This window comes from Mobilibacterium timonense, from assembly GCF_900155555.1.
GTDB classification, from domain to species: domain Bacteria; phylum Bacillota; class Clostridia; order Peptostreptococcales; family Anaerovoracaceae; genus Allobaileyella; species Allobaileyella timonense.
The window spans coordinates 19,617-31,510 of sequence record NZ_FUHN01000006.1 but is presented as its reverse complement, the minus strand read 5'-3'; the positions used below and the strand labels follow the sequence as shown (position 1 = coordinate 31,510).

10 protein-coding genes are annotated in these 11,894 nt (G+C 47.3%); 1 reads left to right on the top strand and 9 read right to left on the bottom strand.

Features of this window, described 5'->3' with window-relative positions:
• The gene (locus BQ7382_RS01150; protein ID WP_077390198.1) at positions 1–705 is read left to right on the top strand and encodes an aspartate/glutamate racemase family protein; all 705 of its coding nucleotides are present in this window, start codon (positions 1–3) and stop codon (positions 703–705) included.
• Positions 706–822: 117 nt separating this feature from the next.
• Here the strand turns inward: BQ7382_RS01150 and BQ7382_RS01145 are convergent, their stop codons facing one another.
• The 9 genes from BQ7382_RS01145 to BQ7382_RS01105 all read right to left on the bottom strand — a co-directional run bounded on the left by BQ7382_RS01145 (position 823) and on the right by BQ7382_RS01105 (position 11,866).
• Positions 823–1,089, bottom strand: a complete 267-nt coding sequence (locus BQ7382_RS01145) for a phosphopantetheine-binding protein (RefSeq protein WP_077390195.1) — start codon at positions 1,087–1,089, stop codon at positions 823–825.
• Between the two features lie 50 nt (positions 1,090–1,139).
• Positions 1,140–2,621 (bottom strand): D-alanine--poly(phosphoribitol) ligase subunit DltA, encoded by a 1,482-nt coding sequence (gene dltA / locus BQ7382_RS01140; RefSeq protein ID WP_159437184.1) that lies wholly within the window; start codon positions 2,619–2,621, stop codon positions 1,140–1,142.
• 39 nt (positions 2,622–2,660) lie between these two features.
• On the bottom strand, positions 2,661–3,698 hold the full coding sequence (locus BQ7382_RS01135; protein ID WP_077390189.1) for a hypothetical protein: 1,038 nt from the start codon (positions 3,696–3,698) through the stop codon (positions 2,661–2,663).
• Positions 3,699–3,713: 15 nt separating this feature from the next.
• Positions 3,714–5,240 carry an MBOAT family O-acyltransferase gene (locus BQ7382_RS01130; RefSeq protein ID WP_077390186.1) on the bottom strand — a complete coding sequence of 509 codons (1,527 nt, stop codon included), beginning with the start codon at positions 5,238–5,240 and terminating at the stop codon, positions 3,714–3,716.
• A gap of 102 nt (positions 5,241–5,342) precedes the next feature.
• Complete coding sequence (locus BQ7382_RS01125; protein WP_077390182.1) at positions 5,343–6,026, bottom strand: hypothetical protein; 684 nt, start codon at positions 6,024–6,026, stop codon at positions 5,343–5,345.
• Between the two features lie 44 nt (positions 6,027–6,070).
• Positions 6,071–8,101 (bottom strand): N-acetylmuramoyl-L-alanine amidase family protein, encoded by a 2,031-nt coding sequence (locus tag BQ7382_RS01120; protein ID WP_083708775.1) that lies wholly within the window; start codon positions 8,099–8,101, stop codon positions 6,071–6,073.
• Between the two features lie 23 nt (positions 8,102–8,124).
• On the bottom strand, positions 8,125–10,095 hold the full coding sequence (locus BQ7382_RS09640) for a L,D-transpeptidase family protein (protein WP_077390176.1): 1,971 nt from the start codon (positions 10,093–10,095) through the stop codon (positions 8,125–8,127).
• Positions 10,096–10,143: 48 nt separating this feature from the next.
• Positions 10,144–10,746, bottom strand: coding sequence for a hypothetical protein (locus BQ7382_RS01110; RefSeq protein ID WP_077390173.1), 603 nt, complete (start codon positions 10,744–10,746; stop codon positions 10,144–10,146).
• Between the two features lie 49 nt (positions 10,747–10,795).
• The gene (locus BQ7382_RS01105; protein WP_077389887.1) at positions 10,796–11,866 is read right to left on the bottom strand and encodes an IS30 family transposase; all 1,071 of its coding nucleotides are present in this window, start codon (positions 11,864–11,866) and stop codon (positions 10,796–10,798) included.
• Positions 11,867–11,894: the final 28 nt, after the last annotated feature.

Here is an 11,894-nt window from a genome sequence, read left to right as displayed (position 1 = left end):
ATGCTTGGCATAGTCGGTGGAATGGGTCCGCTTGCATCTGCGCTTTTCTACGAGATGCTCATCAGGAAGACACCGGCCGAGAAGGATCAGGAGCACATAGATCTGATCCTCCTCAGCCACTCTTCTATGCCTGACAGGACCGCAACGATACTTCACGGGAGCGAGGAGGACAAACAGCTCGTACGCTCCCTGCTGGAAAAAGATGTGGAACGATTGGTCGCGGCGGGCTGTGATGAGGTCGTGATCACCTGCAATACAGCACACTATTTTGTTGCCAGAATGCCGGAGGAACTCAGAAAAAAAGTGATCAATCTGATCGACGTGACGGCGGAGAAGATCGCCTGTTCCGGAAAAAAGAGGATCGCGATCCTTGCCACTGACGGGACGATCAGGACGGGTCTTTACCAGAAAGCACTTGAAAAAGCGGGTATCGATTCGTACATCCCGGATCCGGATCTTCAGAAAATCGTGATGCGGATCATATACGATCACGTGAAGAGCGGGAAGAAAGTCCCAGATAGCCTGTGGCACGAAACGATGTCCAGGGTCCGGGCAAGCGGCTGCGACGGAGCGGTTCTGGGGTGCACAGAACTATCGGTAGCATTCGACGAATTCAAAGGAGATGAGACCTTCGACGGAGACGGGCTCAGCCTCTTCGACCCGCTGGAGATCACGGCGGAAAGGTGTGTAGCATTGGAGAAATAGTGAAATAACACGCACATCCGATTTTTCAGAACTCCAGTCACGTATCTACGAATCAACCCAAACATATGGATGCCATTCTGTATTATGCAGATGGCATCCATATCTATTACGACCGAATTAAAGGTACAGCTTGTCCGCTATTCCTCCCCCTTCTTTTTTAAGGAACCTGATGAAGTTGTTAACCGTTCTGATGTCTTCCTTGTTGATGTCAGTCGGTTTCACCTTGATGCCCATGGCTTCTTCTACGCTGACTATGATCTCCAGCAGCGCAAATGAATCCAGGTATCCCGTGTCCAGAAGGTCCATATCGTAATCCTCGAAGATCTCATCCGTTTCGCAAGCATCTTCCAGTACCGTTCTTGCTATCTGTTCATATTTGTCCATTATCCGCTCCTCCTTCAAGTCTGTCATTATCATTACCATTTCTATTATTATTAATTCAGATATTCGTCGGTAAGCCTTCTTCGATCAATCTTTCCATTTGTGTTGACCGGGAAGCTGTCAAGCACAACGATCTTCTTAGGGATCATGTATGAAGGGACAAGTTGCTTCAGTTCCTTCTTGATGTGGATGTTCGTCTTTGCGCGGGACAGTCCCAGGTCTTCAGACATCACGACAAACCCGGCAATATATTCCACCCTGCTGTTTTTGTAGACGGGGATCACAGCACTGTTCTCGATGCAGGAGATCTTGTTCAGATTTTTCTCCACGTCCTCCAGCTCTATCCGGTATCCGTTCAGTTTCACCTGGAAGTCGATCCTGCCGCAGAAATACAGCAAGTCCCTCTCGCGATACACGAGGTCGTGGGTCCTGAAATATCGCAAAACCCCGCGCTTCCCAAAAGCTTTTTCCGTAAGATCCTGCTGCTTGTAATACCCGGGGCTCACGCTTCGGCTCGCCACGATAAGCTCTCCCTGCTTTCCATCTTCTTCCACGGGCTCGCCTTTGGACTCTATCCACCATTCTCCATCCTCCAGGACATGGCCGATGGGCAGGGCATCGTCACTTTGCAACATTTCCGGCGTTATCTCGCACGCAGACGTGAGGACCGTTATCTCGGACGGACCATATCCATTGACGATTTTTACTCCTGGAAATTTTTTCCACAGAGTCTTTACCAGATTCTTCGTCAGCACCTCTCCGGCCAGGACTATCCGCTCAAGGTCCGGCAGAAGCTCTCTCGAAAATTCATCGTATACGGCGCACATTTCTATAAAGCTCGGAGTCGAGACCCACGAAGAAATGCCGCTGCCACCGAGGAAGCTGAACAGCTCTCCGAAGTCTCCTATCATCTCCCTGTCGATGTTGAACAGCGAAACGCCATTGGCAAGGTGATAATAGAGCTGGATGTCGGACACATCGAAGGAATAGGATACCTGGTTCAGCGCGCAGCTGCCCTCCGGCACACTAAGGTATCTCCCGAAATTCTCCGTGAAATTGATTATATTATCCTTGGTTATCTGTACTCCCTTTGGCTCTCCCGTGCTGCCCGACGTGAACAGTATGTAGCAGTCATCATCTCCGGATACCCAACGCTCCTCGTCGGATCGCCCGCCGGGAGTCTTCAGCCAGTCGTGGAAGTCTCCGCCAGACACACGGAACGCCTTGCCATTTCCTACAGTCGCATCGTCTGTTTCTGAAAAATTGAAAAGGATTTCGGCTTCTGTCATGTCTGCGATCTTCTGCAAGCGCTCCACGGGAAAAGTCACGTCCACCGGCACGTAGGGGCGCCCGGTCTTCAGCGCAGCCATCATGACCACAAGGATCTCGATATCCTTGTTTCCATAGATCACGACAGGTGCCATCGTCTTGAGCTCATCTTCCAGCTTCGCCGCCAGATGTTCAGATGCCGTCCAGAGCTCCCTGTAGGTAATGGATCTGTCCCTGTGTATCATGGCCGTTTGATCCGAATGCATTCTGTTCTTCAATTCGTCGAGGATCCACATCTTATCACATCACCTCACAGTCTCATCTGCGTTGTATCTTATCTTGTCTGCATAGTCGCTGTAGAATACGTCATCCGGTTTCGTCACGCCGTATTTTGATCCATTGTAAATGGTCGCCACTGTCTTCGAAAACCTCTCAGCCCCATGTCCGTTCAGGTGAACGGCATCGAGATAATCGTCGTATCCGAATGTTATGTACCCCTTTTTCAGCAGATTGAAATTCCAGTACTGCAGGCCGTTCTTCTCCGCAAACGACCGCACGCCATCGATATACGACTGATAATTTTCCTTGAGCAGCGTAGCATCCGGATAAGGAGTTTCCACCAGGATCAGTTGTATGTCGTGAGCTTTGCAATAGCTGGTTATCGCTTTAAGCTGGCTCATGGCGTGATCGGACATGATGTGGCCAGGCTCGATATCCTCCTCAACCTCATACGTTACGTTCTGATCGGCGTGCCCGTTGCTGTAGACGAATCCGTCTCCCCTGTATGCCTCACTACCATAAGTCACGTAATCGTATTTCCAATTCCTATACGGTGCAGACAGCTTCTCCGGGATCAGCTCCACAGGATCTCCGTTTCTGTGGATAGCGGGGATAAAATCGTTCTCGATGCCCGTGAACCCCTGGCTTTTCCACAAATATTCGTATTTGTTGCTGCTCATGGACATATAGTCCGTGAGCAGATACGTCTGGAGTGCGCCCTCTTCATCGCTTTGATTTCGTGGAAAATCGACATCCAGCATTACGGTCTTCAGGTCATTTGTGCGCTCGGCCTCCTTTATCATCGCCAGAGAACCTCCCATCTGCTGGCTGGCGGAACCGGCGTTGAAAAACCTGTCTCCAGTTGCCTTGCTCAGCACCTCGGGATCATATGCCTTGAAGACCTCTGATCCTCCCACTATCAGCGTATCTATGTCATCGCTGCTGTGCATCTCATGGAGCATGAGCCTTGTATAGGAATGGACATCATCAACGACGCACCAATTCAGCACCATCGCGATCGCCACGACCAGGAGGCATTTTAATGTGAATTTTATTTTTTCCATAAAAAGTCTCCTCTTCTAAAATTGAGCGTAGGCGAACGGCGCAGACTGTACGCTCAGCGACATGAATATCATGGCAAGTACAACCGTGTACAGCCCCCATCTCACCACTGCCGGACGACTTGCTATAACAACGTTCACATCCTTTTCCCTGTACTTGAAAACGTCTGCGATCACGATCAGCACCAGGCCAGCGAGCACCAGGCACAGGCCTGCTGTCCCTCCTGTATTTCTGTTCAAATACGGAAGCTGCAATATCAAAGACGGATCCCAGTGCGTGGTAAAGCCGATCGTTATTCTTCGTATCGCGTCCGGCATCGAGGCAGCCTTAAAAAAGAAATTTCCGACGCTCGCTATGAGGAACGTCCTGACGGACTGGAATGCGTGCCAATAACCCGCCTTGCTGTCGATGTGCAGGAGCTTCATCAGTTTTATATTTTGATCCTCGAACATCATTCCGAGGACTATCACAAGCCAGAACCACATGCCCTCTCCGAGGATGTACTTCCAGCTGTTTCCATGCCACAGCCCCATGGCAAACCATACCACGAGCATGGAGAGATATGCAGGGATCCTGCGTCCCGCCTTCTTTCCGTATCTTTTTCTGATGGCCTTTGTCATGTTGATGAAGGCTCTTGATTTGAGAAGAGAATTCAGGACGTAGTCTCTCAGCCACGCGCCCAGTGTGATGTGCCACCTTCTCCAGAACTCCTGAGTGGATCGTGACAGGAACGGTGCGCGGAAGTTCTCCGGCATGTCTATCCCGAATATTTCGGATGCACCCAGCACGATGTCCATGCAGCCCGAAAAGTCCGCATACAGGAAAACCGTATACAGTATCGCTGATAGCCAGATATACGCCCCGTCGTACCTGGCGGTGTCGCCGTCCAGAATATTTACTACTATCAATATCCTGTTTCCCACCACCATCTTTTTCATTGCGCCAAAGGCCATCCTCTTCAGGCCTCTTGTGACGCGCTCGTACTGGAAATGTTGCTCTGCTGACAACTGGTCTCTCATCTCTCCGTATCTGCAGATCGGACCAGAGATCATCATTGGAAAATAGCACGTAAAGAGGAGCAGCTTCAGTGGGTTTTTTTCGGGCTGAAGTTCCCCGCGATAGCAGTCGATCAGATATGATACGATCTGCAGTGTAAAGAAGCTGATACCTAACGGAGCCGCCCAGTGGACGAGCGGAGATGCCGAAAAGTCATCAGACCTGAGGCTCCCGAAGAAGTTCCACGTCCTGATGACAAGATTGGTGTACTTCAATACGGCAAGGATGCCCATGTCCACCAGAATAGCCAGCACGACAACTATCCTGTTCCTTCTTTCACTCCCGGAACGTTCGAAGAATATTGCAGCTCCATATGCTGTGAAGGTGCTGATGAGCACGTAAATAAAGGTCACGGGCGCCACATATGTACAGTAAAAAACAAGGCTCAATACCAGCAGGACTACCCACTGATACCTACCCTTGACATTCCAGTATATTATTGCCCCCAGCATCACGAATGCCGGGAAAATCAGGCTGGTAACTTCCATAGATCAACAATTGTTCTTTCTATTTATCTATTGTCCATTTATCTTCTTACAGCAAATGCGTGTGAGCCTGACCCCACACGCAATCTCTGTAATTCTTGTTTTTTAGTTATAAACGTCCTCATTCGGGTCGACGCACTTATCATCGCTTGCCGCCTGTCCGGAAGAACCTGAAGCCCCCGATGATCCTGCCGAAGCAGAACCAGTGCTGCCCGATACAGCCGTCTGACGCTGACCCGTAGATGAAGAAGCGCCTGTGCTCGCCGCCTGCTGCTGGGCCGCTGCCGCCGCCGCCTGCTGCTGAGCCGCATCTGCCGCTGCCTTGATCTTCAATTCCACATCCTTAGTGTCGGTCTTGTCGCCGGATTTTATTGAAGTATACGAAACGTATGTAATGTCATCTCCGGTCTGAATGGTCATAGACTTTTTTACATCGGCCAGTGGAACTTCGCTCAATGTGGCAGTAGACCCATCCGAGTAAGTCAGCTGAATATCAAATTTCTGCTGCTTCTGCTTTTTTGTGAAAGCCTTTTTCTGGAACTTCACCTTTGATTTCTTTTCATTCTTGATGGTCTTGTCCTTGGCAAGAAGCGAGTCTCCAAAATCCTGATCCCCGGTCTTCCTGATCTGCAGAGCCGTGATGTCCTTCCCTGTCTGATTCTCGACCGTGATAAAAGCTCCCTCCGGCGCCTTCTTCTCTTCTTTCTGACTGGATCCACAGCCGGTGAATACAAGACACATAGCAATGAACACGGCTACGAGTCCTGTCAGCTTTGCTTTACGATACATATGCTTCTTCTCCTTCTGTCCTACTTGTTTATGCTCAAGTATATTTAAATGTTCTTTACGATACGATACTTCCAGGTGCCTCTCTGCCCATAGCTGATACCAAAGCCGTTGCGCCCGGTCTCATTCTTGAAGTTGGCATCATAGACCTTTCCGTTGATCTCGACCCAGGAATGTGTGGCGCTGCCCACATATCCGAAACGCTGTATAGCGTTGTATCCAAGATACTCGGCAATATATCTGAGGGTGCTGGCCATGACGATGCAGTCTCCACCATGATGGTTCAATCCGTAAATAGCGTAATCCCTGGAGCTCATGATAGGCCAGCTGGTGCGGCCATCACTTGTGAGGTAATATCTACTGAATCCGGCGATCCAATTGTAAGCATTCCAGAGACTGTTGCCGAGAGATTCCGCTACTGACGAAATCCTGCTCCAAAACCAGAAACCTTCTGGCATGTTTACTATTGCGCCAGTCTGATCCGGGTTGTAAACATCCCCCCACTTAGTAAAGCTTTTCGTTACAGCGGCTCCATCTGCTCCCATATAATAGTATGTTGATCCAAAAGAAATAAATCTATTTCTATATAACTCTCCTGACCCATCAGAATAGTATCTTTTACCATTCTGCTCTATCCACTGAGCCTTGCTGATCACCAGACCTGTCTCATCTGCATTGTACATTCTTCCGTCAGAGGCTGTGAAAACTCCTATCTGCGCAGATCCATCCGATCCCATGTAATATCTCTGCGTTCCGAACGTGATCATCTGGTTCTGGTACAGTTGTCCATTGCCATTTGCAAAATACCTTTTACCATTCTGCTCTATCCACTGAGCCTTGCTGATCACCAGACCTGTCTCATCTGCATTGTACATTCTTCCGTCAGAGGCTGTGAATATTCCCGTCTGAGCAGATCCATCCGATCCCATGTAGTATCTCTGTGCACCAAACGTAATAAACTGGTTCTGATACAGCTGTCCATTGCTGTTCGAAAAAAATCTTTTTCCGTTTTTCTCTATCCACTGGGCTTTATTTATCACCAGACCGGTTTCATCCGCATTGTACATTCTTCCGTCAGCAGCTGTAATTATTCCCGTCTGCGCAGACCCATCTGATCCCATGTAATATTTCTGTGTTCCGAACGTGATCATCTGGTTCTGGTACAGTTGTCCATTGCCATTTGCAAAATACCTTTCACCATTCTGCTCTATCCACTGAGCCTTGCTGATCACCAGACCGGTTTCATCCGCATTGTACATTCTTCCGTCAGCATCTGTAAAAATGCCTGTCTGCGCAGATCCATCCGATCCCATGTAGTATCTCTGTGCACCAAACGTAATAAACTGGTTCTGATACAGCTGTCCATTGCTGTTTGAAAAAAGTCTTTTTCCATTTTCCTCTATCCACTGGGCTTTGTTTATCACCAGACCGGTTTCATCCGCATTGTACATTCTTCCGTCAGCAGCTGTGATTATTCCCGTCTGCACAGATCCATCTGATCCCATGTAATACCGCATTGATCCAAATGTGATGAACTGATCCACATAAGCTTTTCCAGATGGATCCGTAAAATATCTTTCTCCATTCCACTCGACCCAACCAGCAGATTCTTTTAATGCTCCAGTATCTTTATCGAAATAGTAAACGCTGCCGGATACAACAGCTATACCCTTTACTTTTTCACCAGTTTTATCCAGATAATACTTATTTCCATTCTCCTGGATCCAGGAATCACAATTTCCCTCACTTCCTGTAACTGGCTGAACTTCATTTTTGTTTTCTTCTGTGCTGTTTATTATGTTCTGTACATCCTGCTGTTCAGGCTCGTCTATTGTTGCACCAGTCTCTTCATTTCCCTTGATCTCATTTCCTTCACTAAAAAGGCCATTGGCTTCTTCAGTTCTTTTCGATTCTCCGCTTTGATGATCAGAATACTGATCTGATATCGCAACTTCGGTTTTTACAGCACTTCCATTCGTGATATTTTGCAACGCATTCGATTCATCAGCATTTACAAAACCTCCTCCAATAATTATGTATGCTACTGTGAATAAAGCCACAAAAAATTTATGTCTCATTTCCTTGGTGCCCCCATTCGACCTTAGTAGATTCTAACTGCTGTGCCGGTCGGAATATTATCATATATCCACTTTGCACTTTCAATTGCCAGCCTCACGCACCCGTGTGATATATTCAAGCCTAATCTACTATCGATAGAGTTAAACGTTCCCTGGCTATATAAAGTTGAGTGGAATAGATATTGAGATCCAATGAAGCCAGTCCAGTAATAACATGTGTATCCGTGCCCAAAAGAATATCCTTTCAGCCCTGTCTGAAAGATCCCGGAAGGCGTCGGCGTTTGTGATGCCCCGGTAGAACAGCTCCAGAATGCTATCGGATTCCACGACCCGCCTGACAGCTGATAAACCCCCAAAACATTAGTATGTCTATCCACTAATATCTTATAGTTTGTCGAACTCCACATGCTTCTCGCCAGAGAGTTCATATTACTCATCCAGGTATGGACAATTGGTTCATTTATTACACCTTTGTCGTTTGTCGTGTATCTTGAGCCATCATAATAAAATGAACCTGTAACAAGAGCCCCATCATTCCCCAGATAATAATGATCATTTCCGAAACTGATAATACAGTTCATATATAGTTCGCCCTGTGAATCTGAAAAGTATTTCCTGCCGTCTTTCTCTATCCACTGAGCCTTGTTCACTATCTGCCCTGTTTCATCGGCATTATACCTGCGGCCATCCGCTGCAGTGAACAGTCCTGTCATCACTGCTCCATCGCTGCCCATGTAGTAGCGCGGAGTCCCGAACGAGATGAACTGATTCCTGTATAACTCTCCCTGCCCATTCGAATAATATTTCCTGCCGTCTTTCTCTATCCACTGGGATTTGTCTATTATCTGCCCTGTTTCATCAGCATTATACCTGCGGCCATCCGCTGCAGTGAACAGTCCTGTCATCACTGCTCCATCGCTGCCCATGTAGTAGCGCGGAGTCCCGAACGAGATGAACTGATTCCTGTATAACTCTCCCTGCCCATTCGAATAATATTTCCTGCCGTCTTTCTCTATCCACTGGGCTTTGTCTATTATCTGCCCTGTTTCATCAGCATTATACCTGTGGCCATCCGCCGCAGTGAACAGTCCTGTCATCACTGCTCCATCGCTGCCCATGTAGTAGCGCGGAGTTCCGAATGAGATGAACTGATTCCTGTATAACTCTCCCTGACCGTTCGAATAATATTTCTTACCTTCTTGCTCTATCCACTGAGCTTTGTTTATTACCTGCCCTGTTTCATCGGCATTATACCTGCGGCCATCCGCTACAGTGAACAGTCCTGTCATCACTGCTCCATCGCTGCCCATGTAATAGCGCGGAGTCCCGAACGAGATGAACTGATTCCTGTATAACTCTCCCTGACCGTTCGAATAATACTTTTTGCCGTCTTTCTCTATCCACTGGGCTTTGTCTATTACCTGCCCTGTTTCATCGGCATTATACCTGCGGCCATCCGCTGCAGTGAACAGTCCTGTCATCACTGCTCCATCGCTGCCCATGTAGTACCTTGGAATACCGAAGGAAATAAACATTCCCGCGAAAGCGATTCCCTGTGAGTTAGTATAGTATTTTTTCCCGTTCCAATCTTTCCAACCAGCTTCCTGTATCAACGCTCCCGTACCAGGATCAAAATAGTAAATTGTATCCCCGATTTTACTGATACCCTTTACCTTGTTCCCTGTTTTATCATAATAATATCTGCTTCCATTTTCGTTTATCCAGGTTTCTCTGGTCGTCTGTTCTGAGCTCGTTGTTTCCTGCTCCTGGTTTTCCCCGAGATCTTCCTGAATTATTGGCGCCGACACTGAGCCAGAAGTCTGGCCATTTTCGTCACTCGATTCAGACGACAGCAATACATTATTTTCATCTGATGTCGTTCCAGTCGCAGGTTGTGTCATAACAGTCGTATTTGTATCATCTGCACAGACCGCGGCTGCTCCAAACAGGAAAATGCCTGTTGTGATTATGGCTATAACGAACTTATGCTTCAATTGGCTTCCTCCTTCTATTAGCACGACGGATCCTTTCACGATACTCTATTAGCTCATTCTTATTACCAGAATATCTCCATACCACTGAATAAACCCTTTCTCTGGAAATACCGGCATTTTGCTCTTTTTGATTGCAATTACCGTCTCATTATACTCCAATGATGCATTTTCTGAACAAACTTTCGCGTTTATCCCCAGAACATATTTTAAGTAACTTCTATAAAAATCGGAACCACTTATAGGGCTGCCGCTTTCCATTCCGGTCAGGCCTTTTAATGACCCGTAAATGTCGTTACTGATATACTGCGGTGTACCTACAAATAACAACTCTGTTTTTCCCTCTTCGTATCCCTCTGTATTTTCAATGGCATACATAACTCTGGTCATTGTCGAAAATGTAGCATTTTCCTCCATTTCTTTTTTTATGTATGCTCCGTTTGCTGTCTGAATACTGGTAATCAATATCAGTAAAATCACCGCTACTCCGGTGCATTTGACTGCAACATTCATGTTCTCCGCTGCATTTGATGCAGGCATCTCTTTACCAATAAGAATGAGGAGAAAGGAATAAATGAGCCAAAAAGAATACATCATGAGGTAGTGTACCGTGCCACCGGAAAGAAAATAAGAAACATTCATTCCAAATGGCATAATAATTTCTAATATAAATTGCAATTCCAACTTGAACACTAGCGTAAAATTAAGCACTTTGAACTTTGACAACTGAATACACTTGATCGAGAAATTCGTCGAAGAGCTCTTCTGGTGTAAAGTATCCAAGACGTTTTCGCGGCAAAGCGTTCATCTCATCGGCAAAACTCAGTATTTGATCTGCAGAATATTTGTCGATGGACACTCCTTTCGGAATGTATCTGCGAAAGAGACGGTTGTGTCGCTCGTTCTGACCTCTTTCCCAGGATGAGTACGGATGAGCAAAGTAGACGCCTACACCCCAATACTTTAGTTCAGAGAGCCTTTCAAATTCAGGTCCGTTATCTGCGGTGATGGTCTTGAAGATCTCTGAAAAATGTGTGTCACCATATTCTTCTCTAAGGGTCTCCATTGCAGCCATTACCGAGTCAGAGTCTTTGCCGGGAATCTTTATAGCCAGATAGAAATCAGTGACTTTTTCAACCAGAGTGAGAACCACTGATTCCTTGCCAGCTCGTTTGCCCACTACTGTGTCTATTTCCCAATGACCGCACACGATGCGCATGGATGCTTCCTCTGGACGATCATCTATGCTCTTGCCGAGGACCTTCTTGTTCTTGCGAGTATGGGCCTTCTTCGACTTGCGGGAGAGAACTTCAGGCAAGTCGAATGGTGAGAGAGGCAGATTACCGGCCCACAGCTCACGGTATAGCGTCTTTGTGCAGACGATATACTCGCTTGGAAACAGCTTCTTACGTCTGGCGTACCCTACACAGCAATCCAATGACCAGTGCTTTTCTCGCACCTGCTTGACCATCCAATCGATAAAAGGATTTTCTTCTTCTAGTTTGTGCGGCTTGTGACAGCGGGTCCGGTTAGTTTCATAATTTGCCTGCCCCCTTTTAGCTGAATACTCAGGGAACCTCCCACGATTGCCTTTGCGCTTTCCTGTACCGCGGCGCAACTCATTGAGTACAGTGGATGCAGAACAGTTTACAACTTCGGCAGTTTTGCGTAGAGACATCCCCAACTTCTTGCAGGTCTTGATGCTGCATCTGTCTTCGAATCCGAGATGCTGTCCTCTTTCTCTTTCAGGTGTGGTAGAATTGTCACGATCCATGGTGATCTCCTTTGGTGATTTTGTGTGG

Bases quoted from the DNA above. Each gene is read 5' to 3' on its own strand.
- BQ7382_RS01145 (WP_077390195.1), bottom strand. From the start codon at position 1,089: ATGGACAAATATGAACAGATAGCAAGAACGGTACTGGAAGATGCTTGC.
- BQ7382_RS01135 (WP_077390189.1), bottom strand. From the start codon at position 3,698: ATGGAAAAAATAAAATTCACATTAAAATGCCTCCTGGTCGTGGCGATC.
- dltA (WP_159437184.1), bottom strand. From the start codon at position 2,621: ATGCATTCGGATCAAACGGCCATGATACACAGGGACAGATCCATTACC.
- BQ7382_RS01125 (WP_077390182.1), bottom strand. From the start codon at position 6,026: ATGTATCGTAAAGCAAAGCTGACAGGACTCGTAGCCGTGTTCATTGCT.
- BQ7382_RS01130 (WP_077390186.1), bottom strand. From the start codon at position 5,240: ATGGAAGTTACCAGCCTGATTTTCCCGGCATTCGTGATGCTGGGGGCA.
- BQ7382_RS01120 (WP_083708775.1), bottom strand. From the start codon at position 8,101: ATGAGACATAAATTTTTTGTGGCTTTATTCACAGTAGCATACATAATT.
- BQ7382_RS01110 (WP_077390173.1), bottom strand. From the start codon at position 10,746: ATGCCATTTGGAATGAATGTTTCTTATTTTCTTTCCGGTGGCACGGTA.
- BQ7382_RS01105 (WP_077389887.1), bottom strand. From the start codon at position 11,866: ATGGATCGTGACAATTCTACCACACCTGAAAGAGAAAGAGGACAGCAT.
- BQ7382_RS01150 (WP_077390198.1), top strand. From the start codon at position 1: ATGCTTGGCATAGTCGGTGGAATGGGTCCGCTTGCATCTGCGCTTTTC.